The 18,527-nt window shown below is 71.1% G+C and carries 16 protein-coding genes; 8 read left to right on the plus strand and 8 right to left on the minus strand.

Features of this window, described 5'->3' with window-relative positions; translation table 11 throughout:
• Nucleotides 1-137: 137 nt before the first annotated feature.
• Complete coding sequence (locus NYO99_RS15440) at nt 138-1,124, minus strand: LD-carboxypeptidase (protein ID WP_268168135.1); 987 nt, start codon at nt 1,122-1,124, stop codon at nt 138-140.
• Nucleotides 1,121-1,666 carry a tRNA adenosine(34) deaminase TadA gene (tadA, locus tag NYO99_RS15445; protein ID WP_268168136.1) on the minus strand — a complete coding sequence of 182 codons (546 nt, stop codon included), beginning with the start codon at nt 1,664-1,666 and terminating at the stop codon, nt 1,121-1,123. Before tadA ends, NYO99_RS15440 begins: the two co-directional genes overlap by 4 nt.
• 42 nt (nt 1,667-1,708) lie before the next feature.
• Between tadA and pxpB the strand changes: the two genes are divergently transcribed.
• From pxpB to NYO99_RS15465, 4 genes are read left to right on the plus strand one after another with little or no spacing between them, the layout of a single operon-like run.
• Entirely contained in the window at nt 1,709-2,341 is a 633-nt protein-coding gene (pxpB, locus tag NYO99_RS15450) for a 5-oxoprolinase subunit PxpB (RefSeq protein WP_268168137.1), read from the plus strand.
• A complete protein-coding gene (locus tag NYO99_RS15455; protein ID WP_268168138.1) occupies nt 2,338-3,249 on the plus strand; it encodes a 5-oxoprolinase subunit C family protein in 912 nt (303 codons plus the stop codon). Before pxpB ends, NYO99_RS15455 begins: the two co-directional genes overlap by 4 nt.
• 11 nt (nt 3,250-3,260) lie before the next feature.
• Nucleotides 3,261-3,995 (plus strand): 5-oxoprolinase subunit PxpA, encoded by a 735-nt coding sequence (pxpA, locus tag NYO99_RS15460; RefSeq protein ID WP_268168615.1) that lies wholly within the window; start codon nt 3,261-3,263, stop codon nt 3,993-3,995.
• Nucleotides 3,992-4,996 (plus strand): DUF72 domain-containing protein, encoded by a 1,005-nt coding sequence (locus tag NYO99_RS15465; RefSeq protein ID WP_268168139.1) that lies wholly within the window; start codon nt 3,992-3,994, stop codon nt 4,994-4,996. Before pxpA ends, NYO99_RS15465 begins: the two co-directional genes overlap by 4 nt.
• A gap of 91 nt (nt 4,997-5,087) precedes the next feature.
• Here the strand turns inward: NYO99_RS15465 and NYO99_RS15470 are convergent, their stop codons facing one another.
• From NYO99_RS15470 to NYO99_RS15490, 5 genes are all read right to left on the minus strand, one after another.
• On the minus strand, nt 5,088-6,437 hold the full coding sequence (locus tag NYO99_RS15470; protein WP_268168140.1) for a TAXI family TRAP transporter solute-binding subunit: 1,350 nt from the start codon (nt 6,435-6,437) through the stop codon (nt 5,088-5,090).
• Between the two features lie 141 nt (nt 6,438-6,578).
• Nucleotides 6,579-8,186: a glutamine-hydrolyzing GMP synthase gene (gene guaA, locus NYO99_RS15475; protein ID WP_268168142.1), complete on the minus strand. Its 1,608-nt coding sequence runs from the start codon at nt 8,184-8,186 to the stop codon at nt 6,579-6,581.
• Nucleotides 8,187-8,196: 10 nt separating this feature from the next.
• Nucleotides 8,197-9,426 (minus strand): MFS transporter, encoded by a 1,230-nt coding sequence (locus NYO99_RS15480; RefSeq protein WP_268168143.1) that lies wholly within the window; start codon nt 9,424-9,426, stop codon nt 8,197-8,199.
• Between the two features lie 60 nt (nt 9,427-9,486).
• Nucleotides 9,487-10,956, minus strand: a complete 1,470-nt coding sequence (gene guaB, locus NYO99_RS15485) for an IMP dehydrogenase (RefSeq protein WP_268168144.1) — start codon at nt 10,954-10,956, stop codon at nt 9,487-9,489.
• 168 nt (nt 10,957-11,124) lie between these two features.
• Nucleotides 11,125-12,018: a LysR family transcriptional regulator gene (locus NYO99_RS15490; protein WP_268168146.1), complete on the minus strand. Its 894-nt coding sequence runs from the start codon at nt 12,016-12,018 to the stop codon at nt 11,125-11,127.
• Nucleotides 12,019-12,138: 120 nt separating this feature from the next.
• Here NYO99_RS15490 and NYO99_RS15495 point away from each other — a divergent pair, with 120 nt between their 5' ends.
• The 3 genes from NYO99_RS15495 to NYO99_RS15505 all read left to right on the plus strand — a co-directional run bounded on the left by NYO99_RS15495 (nt 12,139) and on the right by NYO99_RS15505 (nt 16,963).
• Entirely contained in the window at nt 12,139-13,128 is a 990-nt protein-coding gene (locus tag NYO99_RS15495; RefSeq protein ID WP_268168147.1) for a TerC family protein, read from the plus strand.
• 117 nt (nt 13,129-13,245) lie between these two features.
• Entirely contained in the window at nt 13,246-14,268 is a 1,023-nt protein-coding gene (adhP, locus tag NYO99_RS15500) for an alcohol dehydrogenase AdhP (RefSeq protein WP_268168148.1), read from the plus strand.
• Between the two features lie 4 nt (nt 14,269-14,272).
• Entirely contained in the window at nt 14,273-16,963 is a 2,691-nt protein-coding gene (locus NYO99_RS15505; protein ID WP_268168149.1) for a bifunctional acetate--CoA ligase family protein/GNAT family N-acetyltransferase, read from the plus strand.
• Nucleotides 16,964-16,984: 21 nt separating this feature from the next.
• On the opposite strand, the gene NYO99_RS15510 is transcribed toward NYO99_RS15505, so the two are convergent.
• Nucleotides 16,985-17,479, minus strand: coding sequence for a Rossmann-fold NAD(P)-binding domain-containing protein (locus tag NYO99_RS15510; RefSeq protein WP_268168150.1), 495 nt, complete (start codon nt 17,477-17,479; stop codon nt 16,985-16,987).
• A gap of 231 nt (nt 17,480-17,710) precedes the next feature.
• On the opposite strand from NYO99_RS15510, the gene NYO99_RS15515 reads away from it, so the two are divergent.
• Complete coding sequence (locus NYO99_RS15515) at nt 17,711-18,490, plus strand: Crp/Fnr family transcriptional regulator (protein WP_268168151.1); 780 nt, start codon at nt 17,711-17,713, stop codon at nt 18,488-18,490.
• Nucleotides 18,491-18,527: the final 37 nt, after the last annotated feature.

Genomic DNA, 18,527 nt, shown 5'->3' on the forward strand with positions numbered 1-18,527 from the left:
GACTGTTCCCACGCCGACGCCCTCGAAAAACACGACGCCCCGGCACAAGCCGGGGCGACGGTCGAAATCATAGTCGGGCCACTCGTCTAGACAGGCTGTCGCAGCGCGCAAAGACGGCCAGGAAAACCCGTGCGACTTCAGTGATGGTCGTGGCCGCAGTCGGCGCCACAGTCCGGCCCGTGGTCGTGGTGGGCGGCGTGGGCCAGCCGCGGGTCCGACTGCCAGCCCAGGATGGCCTCGCGGCCCTGCACGTACAGGTCCACCGTACCGCCCACCGGCAGGCACACCTTGGTGCGCACATGGCCGAACGGCAGGCCGGTCAGCACCGGCGTCTTGGTGCGGGCGCGCAGCGCAGCGATGGCATCCTTCAGGCCGTAACCGCGGTCGTTGGGCGTTTTGGCCGCGCCGCTGAAGTCGCCCAGCAGCACCGCCGCCTGGTGGTCGATGACGCCGGCCTGCTGCAGCTGCAGCAGCATGCGCTCGACGCGGTAGGGGTGCTCGTTGATGTCTTCCAGGAACAGGATGCCGCCCTTGACCTTGGGCCAGTGCGGCGTGCCCAGCAGCGAGCACAGCACGGTGAGGTTGCCGCCCCACAGGCGGCCACGCGCTTCCAGACCGTCGAACTCGGCGCTGGGCGCGCGAAAGCCCACGGCCTCCAGCGCGCCGCTCATGGCCTCGGTGAAGCAGTCCTGCGTCACCTCGTCGACGCCGCCATCGGCCTCGCTGCGGCCGAAGTCGTCACAGGCCAGCGGGCCGCTCCACATCGCCAGGCCCTTGTGGCGCGCGATGAAGCCGTTTTGCAGCGCCGTCAAGTCGCTGTAGCCCACCCAGCGCGTGCCGCGCTCCACGCTGCCGGCAATGCGCGCCCAGTCGATCTGGCCCAGCAGCCGCGTCAGGCCGTAGCCGCCACGCGAGGCCAGCGCCACCGACGGCGCCGCGTCGGCAATGCGGTGCAGCGCGGCCAGCCGCGCGGCGTCGTCGCCGGCAAAGCGCTGCTGGCGCGACAACGCATCGGCATCGATGCTCACATCAAAGCCCAGCGCGGTGAGCCGCTTGGCGGCGCGCTTCAGCGCATCGGCCTTCTGCACCGCGCCGGCCGGGGAAAACAGGGTGAGCGTCGTCATGGGGTGTCATCCAGGTGGGTGGCCTCGCCGGTGGGGATCAGCCCCTGGCGTTCGGCGCGCCGCGCACGCGCGGCCTCGCGGCGTTCGGCAAAAAACTCGCGCAACAGCTTGGCGGAGGCATCGGCCATCAGCCCTCGCTCGATGCGCGTGTGGTGATTGAGCTGCGGCAGCGCGAACAGGTCGGTGACGGAGCCCGCCACGCCCGTCTTGGGGTCGGTGGCCGCGAACACGATGCGCTTGAAGCGCGCGTGCATCAGCGCCATCGCGCACATCGCGCAGGGTTCCAGCGTGATGAAGATCTCGCACTCCGGCAGCCGGTAGTTCTCCAACAGCGTGGCCGCGTGGCGCAGCGCGACGATCTCGGCATGGGCCGTGGGGTCGTGCGTCGTGATGGGGCGGTTGTAGCCGGTCGCAATGACCTGGCCGCCGCGCGTGATGACGGCGCCCACGGGCACCTCGCCCACCAGCCAGGCGTTGTGGGCCTGGTCCAGCGCGAGCCGCATCGCGTACTCGTCGGCGGGCGTGAAAAGAGGGTCGGTCATCGGGGCGGCAGTTTAGGCGACGGCTCTGGCATGCTTTCGGCCATGCGCGCGTTGTCCGTCCATCCTCTCGGCGAATCGGCCCTGTGCTGCACGCTGCCCGCGCCCCTGTCGCTCGACCAGCAACAGCGCATCTGGCAGCTTGCGGCCGCGCTGGGCGAGGTGGACGGCGTGCAGGAACTCATCCCCGGCATGAACAACCTGACGCTGCTGTTCGACCCGCTGCGCACCGAGCCCGCCGCGCTGGAGGCCGCCGTGCAACAGCTGTGGGCGCAGCCGCCACGCCGCCGCGCACCGGGCCGACGGATCGAGATCCCGGTGAGCTACGACGGCCCCGACCTCGGCGACGTCGCCGCGCACTGCGGCTTGAGCGCCGACGAGGTCGTACGCCGCCACACCGCGGCCGAGTACGTCGTCTACTTCCTCGGCTTCCAGCCCGGCTTCGCCTACCTGGGCGGGCTGGACGCGTCGCTGCACACACCGCGCCGGAGCGAGCCGCGCGTGGCCGTGCCCGCCGGCAGTGTGGGCATCGGTGGAGCGCAGACGGGCATCTACCCGCTGGCCACGCCCGGCGGCTGGCAGCTCATCGGCCACACCGCCATCCCGCTGTTCGACCCGCAAGCCGAGCCGCCCACGCTGCTGGCGCCCGGCGACCGCGTGCGCTTCGTCGCCGCATGATCGAGATCGTTCGCGCCGGGCCGCTGGCCACCGTGCAGGACCTCGGCCGCCCCGGCTGGCGCGATCGCGGCCTCAGCCTGTGCGGCGCGCTGGACGACCTTGCGCTGCAGGCCGGCAATCTGCTGGTCGGCAACGCGCCCGGCGCGGCGGGGCTGGAGTTCACGCTGGGCGGCGCCACGCTGCGCTTTCATGCCGACAGCTGCATCGCCATCACCGGCACCGATGCCGACGCCCAGCTCGACGGCCGCCCCGTGCGCCCCTGGTGGCGCCAGCGCGTGCGTGCCGGCCAGACGCTCAAGCTCGCCGCGCCGCGCGAGCGCATGCGCAGCTACGTGGCCGTGGCCGGCGGCGTCGACGTGCCTGTGGCGCTGGGCTCGCGCAGCACCGACCTCAAGGCCCACTTCGGCGGGCTGGCCGGCCGCGCGCTGCGCGACGGCGACCGCCTGCCGCTGCACACCGGCGCCGCCCTGCCCTCACGCACCGTCGGCATGCGCCCGCCCGCCTGGGACGCCAGCGTGCGCGCGCTGCCCGGCCCCGAGCACGACGACTTCCCGGCCGACGCCTTCTGGGGCGCCGACTGGGCCGTCACGCCACAGAGCAACCGCATGGGCTACCGCCTCGCCGGCCCGGTACTGGCGCGTGAGCGCGGCGCGGAGCTGCCGTCGCACGGCGTGCTGCCGGGCGTCGTGCAGGTGCCGCCGTCGGGCCAGCCCATTGCGCTGCTGGCCGACGCGCAGACCACCGGCGGCTACCCCAAGATCGCCGTCGTCATCCGCGCCGATCTGTGGAAACTCGCCCAGCTGCCGCTGGGCGCGCGGCTGCGCTTCGTGCGCTGCACGCCCGACGAAGCGCGGGCCGCGCTGCGCGCACAACAACTGCTGTTGAACCAGATGAGGAACGGGCTGTGAACGACGCCGCCTTGCATGTCGACCTGAACGCCGACCTCGGCGAAGGCGCCCCCGACGACGCCGAGCTGCTGGCCCTCGTCAGCTCCGCCAACATCGCCTGCGGCTGGCATGCCGGTGACGCACGGCTGATGCAGCGCACCGTGGCCGCCGCGCTCGACCGCGGCGTGGCCATCGGCGCGCACCCCAGCTACCCCGACCGCGAGCACTTCGGCCGCCGCGAGATGGCACTCCGCCCCGACGACGTGCGCGCGGACGTGACCTACCAGATCGGCGCGCTCGCCGCGCTGGTGCGCGCGCAAGGCGGCGAACTGCACCACGTGAAGCCGCACGGGGCGCTGTACAACCAGGCCGCGCGCGACCCGGCGTTGGCCGATGCCATCGCCGCCGCCGTGCTGGATGTCGACCCGTCGCTGGCCCTCTACGGCCTGGCCGGCAGCGAGCTGCTGCGCGCCGCCGAGCGCGCCGGCCTGCGCGCCGTGGCCGAGGTGTTTGCCGACCGCGGCTACCGCGCCGATGGCAGCCTCGTGCCGCGCAGCCAGCCCGGCGCGCTGGTGGACGACGTGGACGAGGCCGTGGCCCGCACGCTGCGCATGGTGCGCGACGGCAGCGTGCAGGCCGTGACCGGTGAGACCGTGCGGCTGCGCGCCGGCACCCTCTGCCTGCACGGCGACGGCCCGCATGCACTCGCCTTCGCGCGCGCCATCCATGCCGCGCTGACGGCGGCCGGCGTGCAGCTGCGGCCATGAGCGATCAGGACGACCTCTTCGGCACCGCACCCGACGCGCCAGAGACTGCCAGGCCGCGCACGCGCGGCGTGCAGCCCGCGCCGGTGCTGGCCGACGATGCCGCGCTCGCCGAGCGGCTGTCGCCGCAGGTCCACCTCGGCACATCGACCTGGAGCTACCCCGGCTGGCAGGGCCTGGTGTGGGCGGGCCGGCACAGCGAGTCGACGCTGTCGCGAAGCGGCCTGCCAGCCTATGCCGCGCACCCGCTGCTGCGCGCCGTGGGCATTGACCGGGGCTTCTACCGGCCGCTGGCGGCGTCGGAGTTCCAGCGCTACGCCGAGCAGGTGCCGGCGGGCTTTCGCTTCACCGTCAAGGCACCCAGCCTCGTCACCGATGCGCTGCTGCGCGACGAGGACGGCCGCGGCCAGCAACCCAACCCGCTGTTCCTGGACCCCGCCACCGCGCTGCAGACCTTCATCCAACCCGCCTACGAAGGCCTGGGCGCCACGCTGGGCGCGCTGGTCTTCCAGCTCAGCCCGCTGCCCGGCGCGCGGCTGGCGCACATGCACGAGCAGTTCGACCGGCTGCACGCCCTGCTGCGGGCCTGCCCGCGCCCGCCCACCGGCGTGCTGGCGGTGGAAGTGCGCGACGCCGCCTGGCTGACGCCGGACTTCGCCGCGCTGCTGCGCGACACCGGCGCGCGCTACTGCGTGGGCCTGCATCCCAAGCTGCCTCCGCTGGCCGAGCAGCTGCCGCTGCTGCGCGCGCTGTGGCCCGGGCCGCTGGTGGTGCGCTGGAACCTGAACCGCCTGCACGGCGCCTATGGCTACGAAGAGGCCGAGAAGAAGTACGGTGAATTCGCCGACATGCTGGACCCCGACCCCGAGACCCGCGCCGAACTCGCCCGCATCATCCGCGGCACGGCCGGCGCCGGGCAGGACTGCTTCGTCACCATCTCCAACAAGGCCGAAGGCTCGGCGCCACTCAGCGTGCGGGCGCTGGCGCAGGCGGTGGTGGCCTGAGTGACAGCCATGCGGTGCCGCCCGCCGGCTGACGCCGTGCAGCCGAACGCGAGCCCTGCAGGCAACGATCCAGCAGCCGCTGCGCGAGCGACTACCCGGTGCGGCGCGCCAGCAGTCGCTTGCGCACGGCGTTGATGTTGTTGCGCAGCGCGTAGAGCTCATCCGCGTACGACAGCGGCACCGCGATGCGGTGCGTGACGCGGTCCAGCTCGTCGAGCTCGTCGAGCAAGGCCTCGCGATCACCTTCACCCGCCTCAAGCCGAGCCTCGACCTCGCGCAGCCGCGCGTACCAGCGGAACACGCGCGACCGCACGCGGAAGGTGTAGAGCGGCGGCACCACGCGCGACAGCGGCAGCATCAGCACCAGCAGGCCGCCCACCACCAGCCACATGCGCTCCAGCAGGTTGCCCGCCCAGAACGGCAGATAGCGCGCCCAGCCGGGCGGCGTGCCGTTGATGGCGCGGTCGCCCTCGGCGCTGACCGGCAGCTCGCTGGTGCGGGTGTTGGGGAAGTCGCGCGCGCCGTTGAACCAGCCAGCCTCGCCGTGCTGGCCCAGCGCCGCCTGCGCGAACAGCTGGCGCAGCGCAGGGTGCGTCTGCTCGCGCGCGAGCAGCGCCGTGGTGGTGGCCAGCAGCGGCACATCCCGCGGCGGCAGATCGGCGGCCAGGTCCACCACGCCGCGCGGCAGGCTCACGGTCGACAGGAAGGGCAAGTGGCGCGAGTAGGCCTCGCTCTGCTCAAAGGGCATCAGCGCGATGGCGGGGTCGCGCAGCAGCGCCCGGATCACACCGGCCTGGGGCGCGGAGATGAGCACGGCCGCATCGACCCGGCCCTCGCGCAGGGCCGCGCCGGCGGCGTCGGGCGCGAGGTTGGACAGCCGCAGGTCGGTGGATTGCAGCTGGTTCAGCGCGAGCAGCTTCTCGACGATCTGCGGCACGCCGCTGCCGTCCTGGTCGACATTCACCCGAAGACCGCGCAGCTGGGTCAGGCGCTGCAATTCGCCGCCGGGCTGGCGGCGCGCGATGGCGAGGTCACGGCGGTAGAAGACCCAGAGCGGCTCGTAGAACAGGCTGCCCAACGAGACGATGCCGGCCTCGGTGTCGGCCACGGGGTCTGCCATGCCGCCGCGCACGAAGCCCACATCGGCCGTGCCGGCGCGCAGATGGGCCAGGTCGTCGAGCGCGCCTTCGCTGGCCAGCAGCGCCACCTGGATGCCCTCACGTGCCAGCAGCCGGGCATACCCCTCGCCGAACGTCGCGTAGGCGCTGCCGGCCGGGCCGGTGGCCAGGCGCACCTGGCGCGGGGGCTGCGGGTCCAGCCACACGTAGGCCGCCACCAGCAGGCCGCCGCCGAGCAGCAGCACGGGGCCCATCGAGACCACCATGTCGCGCACGGTCTGCAGCAGCAGGCGCAGGCTGCGGGCGGCGGGGCGTGGCGACATGGGCATCACGGCGCCCGGTTCAACGCGCGCGGGGCGCACGCGTCAGCGGCGATCGAACGGATGACCATGACCGTGCGCCCGGGGCGTCGCCTCGGCAGCGTCATTGCCGGCTCGCACGGCACGCGCCGGCAGCACGGCGAATCACTCCCACTCGATGGTGGCGGGCGGCTTGCTGCTGACGTCGTAGGTCACGCGGTTGATGCCACGCACCTCGTTGATGATGCGGCCCGACGTGCGCTTGAGCATCGCGTAGGGCAGCTCGGCCCAGTCGGCCGTCATGAAGTCGCTGGTCTGCACCGCGCGCAGCGCGACGACGTAGTCGTAGGTGCGGCCGTCGCCCATGACGCCCACGCTCTTGACCGGCAGGAACACGGCGAAGGCCTGGGAGGTCAGGTCGTACCAGCTCTTGCCGGTGGCGGGGTCGATGGTGTTGCGCAGCTCTTCGATGAAGATCGCGTCGGCCCGGCGCAGCAGGTCGGCGTATTGCTGCTTGACCTCGCCGAGGATGCGCACGCCCAGGCCCGGGCCCGGGAACGGGTGGCGGTAGACCATCTCGGCCGGCAGGCCCAGCGCCACGCCCAGCGCGCGCACTTCGTCCTTGAACAGCTCGCGCAGCGGCTCCAGCAGCTTCAGGCCCAGTTGCTCCGGCAGGCCGCCCACGTTGTGGTGGCTCTTGATGGTGGTGGCCTTCTTGGTCTTGGTACCACCGCTCTCCACCACGTCAGGGTAGATGGTGCCCTGGGCCAGGAAGGTCGCGCCCTTGTGGCCGCCATCGCCCGCCTTGAGCTTGGCAGCTTCGGCCTTGAAGACGTCGACGAACAGGCGGCCGATGATCTTGCGCTTCTGCTCGGGATCGGTCACACCGGCCAGCTCGCCCAGGAAGAGCTCGCTCGCGTCCACGCGGATGACCTTGGCGTGCAGCTTGCCGGCGAACATGTCCATGACCATGTCGCCCTCGTTCAGGCGCAGCAGGCCGTGGTCCACGAACACGCAGGTCAGCTGGTCGCCGATGGCGCGGTGGATCAGCGCCGCCGCCACCGACGAATCCACGCCGCCCGACAGGCCCAGGATGACTTCCTCGTCGCCCACCTGGGCGCGGATCTTCTCGACCGCCTCGGCGATGTAGTCGCCCATGATCCAGTCGCCCTTGCAGCCGGCGATGTCACGCACGAAGCGGGTCAGCATCGCCTGCCCCTGCACGGTGTGGGTCACCTCGGGGTGGAACTGCACGGCGTAGAAGCCGCGGGCTTCGTCGGCCATGCCGGCGATGGGGCAGCTGGGCGTGGAGGCCATCAGCTTGAAGCCTGGCGGCAGCGCCGTGACCTTGTCGCCATGGCTCATCCAGACCTTGAGCATGCCGTGGCCCTCGGCGGTGGTGAAGTCGGCGATGTCCTTCAGCAGCGCGGTGTGGCCGTGGGCGCGCACCTCGGCGTAACCGAACTCGCGCGTGTCGCTCCAGCTCACCTCGCCGCCCAGCTGCACGGCCATGGTCTGCATGCCGTAGCAGATGCCCAGCACGGGCACGCCGGCATCCCACACGGCCTGCGGCGCGCGCAGTTCGTGGTCTTCGTAGGTGGACGCGTGGCTGCCGCTGAGGATGATGGCCTTGGGCGCGAACGACTTGATGAAGTCGTCGGACACGTCGTTGGGGTGGATCTCGCAGTACACGGCTGCTTCGCGCACGCGACGCGCGATGAGCTGGGTGACCTGGGAACCGAAGTCGAGGATGAGGACCTTGTCGTGTTGCATGGCGCGTCTTTCAGGCGGGCTGCGGTGCCGGTTGGCTGCGGAAGAAACGGAGGGTGACGAGCAGCGCCGCCGCTTGCAGCGCGGCGCAGGCATAGAAGGGCAGGCCCATCAGCAGGTCGTCCTGGCCCCGGTGCGAGACCAGGCCCAGCAGACTGAGGCCCAGCAGCGGCGCGACGACGGCCATCAGGCTGTTCAGCGAGGACACGGCGCCCATGGCCTGGCCCTGCCGGTCGGCCGGCGCGGCGTTGGAGATGATGCTCTGCAGCGCCGAGTTCGCCACGCCGCCCAGCAGGTTCATGCCGATGATGGCGTAAATCCACGCGGCCTCGGTGGCCAGGCCGAAGCCCAGGTAGGCGAGTGAGGCCGAGCTCATGCCGATCATCGCGACGCGCTGCGCGCCGAAGCGCGCCAACAGCGGCCGCAGCAGCACACCCTGGCTGAGCACCGACACGATGCCCACCAGCAGCAGCGAGCGGCCGACGTCCGCCGGCCCCCAGCCGAAGCGGAACTTCGTGTACAGCACCCAGACCATGTGCAGCATGAACTGCGCCAGCGACGACAGCGCGATCACCGACACCAGCGGCCCCACGCCCCGCAGCGCAGCCAGCCCGCGCAAGGCCGTCACGGGATTGGCCTTCTTCCAGTTGAAGGGGCTGCGGCGGTCCAGCGGCAAGGACTCCGGCAGCACGAAGAAGCCGTAGCACCAGTTCACCAGCGCCAGGCTGCCCGCCAGCAGGAAGGGCCAGCGCACGTCATGGTCGCCCAGCCAGCCGCCCAGCGCCGGGCCGAGGATGAAGCCGATGCCGAACATCGCGCCCAGCTGGCCGAAGCGGCGGGCGCGGTCCTCGGGCGCGGTGATGTCGGCCACGTAGGCATTGGCGACGGCGATGTTGGCCTGCATGGCGCCGGAGAACAGGCGCACCGCCACCAGCATCCACAGCGCCGTGGCCATGGCGGTGACGAAGAAACTCAGCGCCAGCCCGGCAAAGCCGATCAGCAACACCGGTCGGCGGCCGAAACGGTCGGACAGCGCCCCCAGCACCGGCGAGCCCAGGAAGTTGGCCACGCCAAACGCCATCGTCACCAGCAGATAGGCCGAGGTCTGGGCGTCGTTGCCGTCCGTGAACGTCCCGACGATGTGCGGCAGCACCGGCACCATCAGGCCGATGGAGATCATGTCGATCAGCACGGCCACCATGATGAAACCCATGGCCGGGGTGCGTTGCGGGGAGGAACTCATCGCTTGGCGGAAAAGAGAAACGGGGCGAACTGGCGTCGCCCCGTTGTCATCGCACGCAGCTCACTCGCTGCGGTAGTTGGGTGCTTCCTTCGTGATCTGCACGTCGTGCACATGGCTTTCGCGCATGCCGGCGGTCGTGATCTCGACAAACTCGGCCTTGCTCTGCATCTCGGCGATGGTGGCGCAGCCGCAGTAGTGCATGGAGGCCTTCAGGCCGCCGGCCATCTGGAAGATGACCTGCACGACCGAGCCCTTGTACGGCACCTGGCCTTCAATGCCCTCGGGCACCAGCTTGGACGTGTTCGGGTTGTTGGCCGACGTGTCCTGGAAGTAGCGGTCCGCACTGCCCTTGGCCATGGCGCCCATGGAGCCCATGCCGCGGTAGCTCTTGAACGTGCGGCCCTGGTACAGGATGGTCTCGCCCGGGGCTTCCTCGGTGCCGGCGAAGGCGCCGCCCATCATGATGCAGTCGGCACCCGCGGCGATGGCCTTGGCCACGTCGCCGGAGTAGCGGATGCCGCCGTCGGCGATGACCGGCACGCCGGTGCCGCGCAGCGCGGTGGCGACGTTGTCGACCGCGGTGATCTGCGGCACGCCCACGCCCGCGACGATGCGCGTCGTGCAGATGGAGCCGGGGCCGATGCCGACCTTGACGCCGTCAGCGCCGGCTTCCACCAGCGCCAGGGCCGCCGCACCGGTGGCGATGTTGCCGCCGATGACGTCCACCCCCGGGTAGTTGCGCTTCACCCAGCGCACGCGCTCCAGCACGCCGGCGCTGTGGCCGTGGGCGGTGTCCACGATGATGGCGTCCACGCCGGCCTTGACCAGCAACTCCACGCGCTGCTCGGTGTCGTCACCGAAGCCCACGGCCGCACCCACGCGCAGGCCACCATGGGCATCGCGGGCAGCGTTGGGGAAGCTGGTCTGCTTGGTGATGTCCTTCACCGTCATCAGGCCGCGAAGCTCGAAATCGTCGTTGATGACGACGACGCGCTCCAGCTTGTGCGTGTGCATCAGCGCCTTGGCCTCGTCCAGCGACGCGCCTTCCTTGACGGTGATGAGCTTCTCGGCCGGCGTCATGATCTCGCGGACCTTGGCGTCCATGCGCGTCTCGAAGCGCAGGTCACGGCCGGTGACGATGCCGACGACCTTCTTGCCCTGCACCACCGGGAAGCCCGAGAAGCCGTGCAGGCGGGTCAGCTCCACCACCTCGCGCACGGAGGCGTCCGGGCCGATGGTCAGCGGCTCGCGGACAACGCCGCTTTCGTAGCGCTTCACGCGGGCCACCTCACGCGCCTGCGCCTCGGCCGACAGGTTCTTGTGCACGATGCCGATGCCACCCTCCTGCGCGATGGCAATCGCCAGGCGCGCCTCGGTCACGGTGTCCATCGCGGCGGACACGAGCGGCAGGTTCAGGGGGATGTTGCGCGACAGACGGGTCGCAAGGCTGGTGTCGCGGGGCAACACCTGAGAGAACGCCGGCACCAACAACACATCGTCGAAGGTGAGCGCTTTGCCGAGAAGGCGCATGTGCAAAGCTCCTGAGGAGGGTGGGAACGGGCCGCTGCCGGGCCGTTCCTCCCAAAGAACCGGGCTTGCGACTTTCGTCGCGCCCGGCTCAAGCACAGCCAGGTGTGCGGGTTCGGGGAGCACTGGATTGTATCAGCGCCCTCGCCGCGGCGCCGGGGCGTGGGCCACTCAGGTCGGCTCGGCCGCCGCCACCATGCGCCGCACCAGCGGATGCACCACGCGCCGCTCGGTACTGATGCCGTAGAAGTGCTCCACCACGCCCTCCAGCGCATCGATGCGCTGCACACCGTACTGCGCCAGCAGTTGCTGGTGCACGAGCTCGGCAGCCGGGAACACGCCCATGCCGCCTGCGCCGAAGATCTTCAGCAGCGCCGAGTCCTCGAACTCGCCGCACACCTGGGGCGTGAGCGCGTGCTGCGAAAACCAGCGGTCGATGTGCGGGCGCACCGAGGCGTGGGCTGAGGGCAGCAGCACCGGCACATCGGCCAGGCCCTGCGGGAAGCGCTTCTTCGCCCGCGCAGCCAGCTCCGGCGTGCCGTACCAGGCCAGCTGGGACGAGCCCATCGCATGGCTGAACACCTTGAGCCCCGCATGCGGCGGCGCCGGCCGGTCGGCCAGCAGCAGGTCCAGCCGGTGCACGGCCAGGTTGCCGAGCAGGTCGTCGAAACCCTGCTCGTGGCACACGAGGCGCAGGCCCGGCGTGTCCAGCACTGGCTGCACGAGATGGCGCACCACCAGCTTGGGCAGTGTGTCGCTGATGCCCAGCGCCAGCCGCACCGTGGGCGCTGCGGCCACGCCGGCGCGCAGCAGCCCGGGCAGGGCCTCGCCGGCCTCGAAGATCACCTCGGCCTGCTGCAGCGCGCGCTGGCCCGCCTCCGTCAGCGCCACGCCACGGCCCGCCGGGCGCAGCAGCTGCACGCCCAGCGAGCGCTCCAGCTCGCGCACCTGCGCGCTGACCGTCTGCACCGCCATGTCCAGCCGCGCAGCGGCCCGCGACATGCCGCCCTCTTTGGCCACGACCCAGAAGTAGTACAGGTGCCGGTAATTGAAGTGCTGGGACATATTCCTGTTTTACGGGAAATTCATTGCGAGAGTGTCTGCTTTTTTAGATGAATTTGCCGCCCTATCGTGCAGTCCTCCGTTGCCAAGTGGCGACCCCAACACCTTCACTTCGAGAACACCGTGGACACCTTGCTCGCGCTGCTGCACACCCCCTGGCTGGACAAGCCCCTCTGGGCGTGGCTGGCCTTCATGACCGTTGTGGTCGTTCTGCTGGCGCTGGACCTCGGCGTGCTGCACAAGGACGAGCGCGAGATCGGCGTGCGCGAGAGCCTGCTGCTGTCGGCCGGCTACATCAGCATCGCGCTGCTGTTCGGCGCGTGGGTGTGGTGGTACATGGGCTCGCAGTCGGGCATCGAGTACTACACCGGCTTCCTGATCGAGAAGTCGCTGTCGATGGACAACGTGTTCGTCATCGCGATGATCTTCGGCTTCCTGGGCATCCCGCGGGCCTACCAGCATCGCGTGCTGTTCTGGGGCATCCTGGGCGTCATCGTCATGCGCGCCGGCCTGATCGGCGTGGGCGCGGCGCTGGTGCAGAACTTCAGCTGGGTGCTGTACGTGTTCGGCGCCTTCCTCGTAATCACCGGCATCAAGATGTGGCGCGCCGCAGAGGAAACGCCCGACATGGCCAGCAACCCGGTGCTGCGCTTCCTGCGCCGCCACCTGCGCGTGACGGACGAGCTGCACGGCAAGGCCTTCTTCGTGAGCAAGCCCGACGCCAGCGGCCGCATGGTGCGCTACGCCACACCGCTGTTCCTGGCGCTGGCCATGGTGGAGATCGTGGACCTCGTGTTCGCTGTGGACTCCGTGCCTGCCATCTTCGCGATCACGAGCGACCCGTTCATCGTCTACACGAGCAACATCTTCGCCATCCTGGGCCTGCGCGCGCTGTACTTCGCGCTGGCCGCGATGATCCACCGCTTCCACTACCTGAAGTACGCACTGGCCCTGGTGCTGGTGTTCATCGGCACCAAGATCTTCCTGGTCAACTTCATCGGCAAGTTCCCGCCGGCCCTGTCGCTGGGCGTCACCTTCGGCCTGATCGCCGGCGGTGTGCTGGTGTCCCTGTGGAAGACGCGTGACACATCGATGACCGAACGCACCGCCTGATCGGTGCGCGGGCCGCCCAGGCGCTGCCGGGCGGCCCGCTTTCTTGACCCAGCGCAAGGCCGGCGGCCGAGCCCCTGCCTACGCTGGCTGCTCCGAGCCTGACCGCAGGAGCCGCCCATGCGCACGATGAAAGCCGCCGTTGTCCACGCCTACCGGGAGCCCCTCGCCATCGAGGAGATGCCGGTGCCCGAGGTGCCACCGGGCCAGGTGCTGGTGAAGGTTGCGGCCTGCGGCGTCTGCCACACCGATCTGCATGCCGCCGATGGCGACTGGCCCGTGCAGCCGCCCCTGCCCTTCATCCCCGGCCACGAGGGCGTGGGCCATGTGGCCGCCGTGGGTGCCGGCGTCAAGGGCATCCGCGAGGGCGACCGCGTCGGCGTGCCCTGGCTGCACACCGCCTGCGGCGGCTGCGAGCACTGCCTGACGGGCTGGGAGACGCTGTGCGACCACCAGCAGATGACCGGCTACACCGTCAACGGCAGCTTTGCCGAGTACGTGCTGGCCGACCCGGGGTATGTGGGCCACCTGCCTGCCGGGCTGTCGTTCGAAACACTGGCGCCCATCCTGTGCGCCGGTGTGACCGTCTACAAGGGCCTGAAGGTGCTGGATGTGCGCCCCGGTCAGTGGGTGGCCATCGTCGGCGTGGGCGGCCTGGGCCACCTGGCCGTGCAGTACGCCCGCGCCATGGGCCTGCACGTGGCGGCCGTGGACATCGACGCCGCCAAGCTGCGCATGGCACGACAGCTTGGCGCCGAACTGTGCATCAACGCCGCCGAGGACGACCCGGTGGCCGTGTTGCAGCGCGAACTGCGCGGCGTGCATGGCGCACTCGTCACCGCGGTCTCGCGCGAGTCCTTCAGCCAGGGCCTGGGCATGCTGCACAAGCGAGGCACCATGTCCATGGTGGGCCTGCCGCCGGGCGACTTCGCGCTGCCCATCTTCGACGTGGTGCTGAACGCCAAGACGGTGCGCGGCTCCATCGTCGGCACGCGGCAGGACCTGCACGAGGCCCTGCAGTTCGCCGCCGACGGCAAGGTGCACGCCGCCACCACGCCACGCCGGCTGGAGGACATCAACCGCATCTTCGACGAGCTGCGCACCGGCCGCATCGACGGCCGCGCGGTGTTGAGCTTCACCTGAGCCCATGCCACAACGCCACCTCGACCGGCTGCTCGCGCCGCGCTCCGTCGCCGTCTTCGGCGCCTCTGACAAGCCCGCCCGCGTGGGCACCACCGTCTGGCGCAACCTGCTCGCCGCCGGCTTCGAGGGCGAACTCGCGCCCGTGAACCCCCGCCTGCGCCAGCTGGGCGAGCACCCTTGCTACGCCAGCGCAGCGGCCCTGCCCTTCGTGCCCGACCTGGCCGTGCTGTGCACGCCACCGGACACCATCGCGCCGCTGGTGGCGCAACTGGCCGCACGCGGCACCCGGGCCGCGGTCATCGTGACCGCGGGCCTCACGCCTCAGCAGAAGAAGGCCGCGCTGGACGCCGCCCGGCCCCATGCCCTGCGCCTGCTTGGCCCCAACTGCATCGGGCTGCTCAGCCCGCACAGCCGGCTCAACGCCAGCTTCACGCAGGCGTGCGCGCTGCCGGGCGAGCTGGCGCTGGTGTCGCAATCCGGCGCGCTGCTGACGGCGCTGCTGGATTGGGCCAACGCCGAATCCATCGGCTTCTCGCACCTGGTGTCGCTGGGCGAGCATGCCGATGTCGACGTCGCCGACCTGCTGGACCACCTCGCCGCTGACCGCCACACGCGCGCCATCCTGCTCTACCTCGAGAGCATCACGGCGCCGCGCAAGTTCATGTCGGCCGCGCGCGCGGCGGCGCGGGCCAAGCCGGTCATCGTCGTGAAGGCCGGCCGGGCGCCGGCGGGCATGCGCGCGGCCGCGTCGCACACCGGCGCGCTGGCCGGCGAGGACCTGGTGTTCGACGCCGCGCTGCGCCGCGCCGGCCTGCTGCGCGTGGACACGATCAAGGAGCTCTTCATCGCCGCCGAGACGCTGGCGCGCTTTCGCGACAACGCCAGCCGCGAACTGATGGTGATGACCAACGGCGGCGGCGCCGGCGTCATGGTGGCCGACGCCGCCAGCGCCATGGGCGTGCCGCTGGCCCGCCCCGGTGCTGCGCTGATGGTGCAGCTCAACGCGCTGCTGCCGCCGAACTGGTCGCACGGCAACCCCGTCGACATCATCGGCGACGCCCCCGCAGGCCGCTACGTGGACACGCTGCAGACCCTGCTGCAGGCGCCCGAGGCCGGCGCGCTGCTGTTTGTGCAGGCGCCCACCGCCATCGTGTCCAGCGAGGCCGTGGCGCGCGCCTGCGCGCCGCTGCTCGCGGCTCACCCCGGCCGCGTGCTGAGCTGCTGGCTGGGCGGCGCCACCGCAGCCGCGGCAAGGCGCGTGTTCGACGAGGCCGGCATCGCCGGCTACGAGACACCCGAGGAAGCCGTGCGCGCCTTCGCGCTGATGCAGGCCTACCGCGACAACCAGGCCCTGCTGCGCGAGACGCCCACCAGCGCCGCGCCCCAGCCGCCCGACCTCGCTGCGGCCCGGCGCCTCGTGGCCGACGCGCTGGCGACCGGCCGGGAGTGGCTGGACGAGGTCGACGCCAAGGCCTTGCTGGCGGCCTTCCGCATCCCCGTGGCGCCCACCGTGCGCTGTGCTGCCACGCCGCAGGCGGCTGCCGAGGCCGCGCGCGCCATCTCCGGGCCGGTGGTGCTGAAGGTGGTGTCGCCAGACCTGCTGCACAAGTCCGATGCCGGTGGCGTGCGCCTGAACCTGCAGGGCGAGGCCGCCGTGGCAGCCGCTGCGGCCGACATGCTGACGCAGCTGCAGGCCCAGCGCCCCGAGGCACGCATCGAGGGCTTCGCGGTGCAGCCCATGCTGCGCCGGCCGCATGCGCAGGAGCTCATCGTCGGCGCCCATATTGACCCGCTGTTCGGGCCGGTGCTGATGTTCGGCCAGGGTGGCGTGGCGGTCGAAGTCGTGGGCGACCGTGCCGTCGCGCTGCCGCCGCTGAACCGCACGCTCGCCCGCGAGCTGGTGGGGCGCACGCGCGTGGCGCGGCTGCTGGCCGGCTACCGCGGCCGGCCACCGGTGCGCATGAACGCGTTGTGCGACACGCTGGTGGCCGTGGGCCAGATGCTGGCCGACATCCCCGAACTGGCTGAGCTGGACATCAACCCGCTGCTGGCCGACGCCGAGGGCGTGGTGGCGCTGGACGCACGCGTCCGGCTGTCTGCGGCCGCGCCGGCCGGTGGCGCTCGCTTTGCCATCCGCCCTTACCCGGCGGAGCTGGTGCGCACCCTCACCTGGCAGGGCCAACTGCTGCAGCTGCGTCCCATCCGGCCCGAGGACGAGGCCCTGCACCGGGAGTTCCTGCAGGCCTGCAGCCCGCAAGACCTGCGCCTGCGCTTCTTCAACGCGCCGCATGCGCTGACGCATGACGAACTCGCACGCCTGACGCAGATCGACTACGAGCGCGAGATGGCCTTCATCGCCGTCGACGAACAGGCGCCAGGCCGCCCGCAGACGCTGGGCGTTGCGCGCCTGGTGCGCGATGCCGACAACGAGGACGCCGAGTTCGCGCTGCTCGTGCGCAGCGACCAGCAGCGCCGCGGCCTGGGGCGGCTGCTGATGCAGGCACTGATGGCGCATGCCGCCACGCGCGGCACGCAGTGCCTGGTGGGCCATGTACGGCGCGACAACGCGCCCATGCTGCACTTGCTGACGGCACTGGGCTTCCACCGCGCGGCGGCTGACGACAACCAGGCCGACGACACGGCCGACGTGGTGCGCATGGTGCGGGCCGTCACCGCCGCGGCCACCGGGCGCTGACCGGCAGCCCTGCGGGCCGCGCTACACCAGCGCAGCCAGCAGCATGGCCTGCACCAGCCAGCAGCGCCGCTGCGGCAGCGGCGCGGGGTCGGCCCAGTCGCTGGCCAGGTCGGCCAGCCAGTGCGAGGCATCCGCCAGGCCATCGAACACCGGGACATTGCCGGCTGCCGCCAGTTGCTCCACCACCGCCGCGCCCAGGCCCTGACACTCCACCGCCTCGTACAAGCGGCCCAGCAGGCGGCCGATGTCGTCCAGCTGCTGCGGCCCCACGCGCGCTTCGGGCGGCGCGATCAGCGCCACATAGGCCCCCAGGCCGCGCGCGGCGCGCTCAAACAGCCGGGCATCCTCCCCGTCGGGCGTGGCGCTCATCAGCCCCAGCCGCCGCCCCTGCAGCACCTGCTCGTACCGGGCCGGCAGGCGCTGCAGCTCGCGCGCACGCTGCAGCAGCGACTGCGCAGCAGCCTGGCCGGGTGGGTCGGCAGCCGCCGGGCGGGCCTGCCTGGGAGCGGGAAACATCGTGCAGCCTTGCGTCTCGTCGTTGTAATGCGTGCAGCCTAGTGACGCACGCGTCATCAGGCTTGACGTTGATCAAGGGCGCGAGACGCCGCCGTGACCAGTTGCAACGCCGCACGACCCGTTTACCGTCTGTTTGCAATTCGTTGACGCAGCGTCACCAACCGACGCCCGGCATTGCCACGGCATTTGCAGCGCCTTCCTAAGCTGACGGCATTCCTTCAGGAGATGGTGATGCACAGCAGCGACGTCTACGCTTCTTCCCCGGCAATGCATGGCAACGCCCTGACGGCACTGGCCTGCGGGCGCGCGCAGACGGGCCCAAGCGGTCAGCGCATCGCCGAAGCGCTGCGGCTGCTGAGCAGCACGGTAGACGTGCAGCGCCGCCTTGTGCGTGCCGGCGACACGGTCTACCAGACCGGCCAGCGCTTCAGCCACCTCTACATCCTGAACTCGGGCATCTTCAAGCTGCTGAGCCTCTCGTCCGACGGCCGGGAACAGGTGGCGGGGCTGAAGTTCCGCGGCGACTGGATGGGCTTTGCCGGCATCGCCAAGGGCCACTACGTCTGCGATGCGGTGGCCATGGACACCGGCGAGGTCTGGGCCGTCCGCTACGACACGCTGCTCGCCGCCTGCGCCCGCCAGCCCGAGCTGATGATGCTGCTGCACGAGGCGATGAGCGCCGAGATCGTGCGCGAGCGCGAAACCATGCTGTCGGTCTGCACCTTGCCGGCCGACGCCCGCGTGGCCGACTTCATCAGCTACTGGGCTGACAGCCTGGCCAGCCGCGGCCTGCGTACCGACCAGATCACGCTGTGCATGACGCGCGCCGAGATCGGCAACTACCTGGGCCTGACGCTGGAGACGGTGAGCCGGGCGCTGTCCAAGCTGGTGCGCGAGCGGCTCATCAGCTTTGAGCAGAAGGGCCGGCGCGACATCAGCATCCCGGACATGGGCCTGTTGAGGTCGTATGCCCAGCGCGGCCAGACCGCTGCCGGCCACACGCTGCAGTAAGCCCGCACACGCCCACGACACGGCACCGGCAGGCTCG

Origin of the sequence: Roseateles hydrophilus (assembly GCF_026712245.1) — a bacterium.
GTDB classification, from domain to species: domain Bacteria; phylum Pseudomonadota; class Gammaproteobacteria; order Burkholderiales; family Burkholderiaceae_C; genus Pelomonas; species Pelomonas hydrophilus.

Excerpts from the sequence above, each read along its gene's own strand:
- NYO99_RS15440 (WP_268168135.1), bottom strand. The coding sequence starts at position 1,124 with ATGACGACGCTCACCCTGTTTTCCCCGGCCGGCGCGGTGCAGAAGGCC.
- tadA (WP_268168136.1), bottom strand. The coding sequence starts at position 1,666 with ATGACCGACCCTCTTTTCACGCCCGCCGACGAGTACGCGATGCGGCTC.
- pxpB (WP_268168137.1), top strand. The coding sequence starts at position 1,709 with ATGCGCGCGTTGTCCGTCCATCCTCTCGGCGAATCGGCCCTGTGCTGC.
- NYO99_RS15455 (WP_268168138.1), top strand. The coding sequence starts at position 2,338 with ATGATCGAGATCGTTCGCGCCGGGCCGCTGGCCACCGTGCAGGACCTC.
- NYO99_RS15465 (WP_268168139.1), top strand. The coding sequence starts at position 3,992 with ATGAGCGATCAGGACGACCTCTTCGGCACCGCACCCGACGCGCCAGAG.
- NYO99_RS15470 (WP_268168140.1), bottom strand. The coding sequence starts at position 6,437 with ATGTCGCCACGCCCCGCCGCCCGCAGCCTGCGCCTGCTGCTGCAGACC.
- guaA (WP_268168142.1), bottom strand. The coding sequence starts at position 8,186 with ATGCAACACGACAAGGTCCTCATCCTCGACTTCGGTTCCCAGGTCACC.
- NYO99_RS15480 (WP_268168143.1), bottom strand. The coding sequence starts at position 9,426 with ATGAGTTCCTCCCCGCAACGCACCCCGGCCATGGGTTTCATCATGGTG.
- guaB (WP_268168144.1), bottom strand. The coding sequence starts at position 10,956 with ATGCGCCTTCTCGGCAAAGCGCTCACCTTCGACGATGTGTTGTTGGTG.
- NYO99_RS15490 (WP_268168146.1), bottom strand. The coding sequence starts at position 12,018 with ATGTCCCAGCACTTCAATTACCGGCACCTGTACTACTTCTGGGTCGTG.
- adhP (WP_268168148.1), top strand. The coding sequence starts at position 13,246 with ATGCGCACGATGAAAGCCGCCGTTGTCCACGCCTACCGGGAGCCCCTC.
- NYO99_RS15505 (WP_268168149.1), top strand. The coding sequence starts at position 14,273 with ATGCCACAACGCCACCTCGACCGGCTGCTCGCGCCGCGCTCCGTCGCC.
- NYO99_RS15510 (WP_268168150.1), bottom strand. The coding sequence starts at position 17,479 with ATGTTTCCCGCTCCCAGGCAGGCCCGCCCGGCGGCTGCCGACCCACCC.
- NYO99_RS15515 (WP_268168151.1), top strand. The coding sequence starts at position 17,711 with ATGCACAGCAGCGACGTCTACGCTTCTTCCCCGGCAATGCATGGCAAC.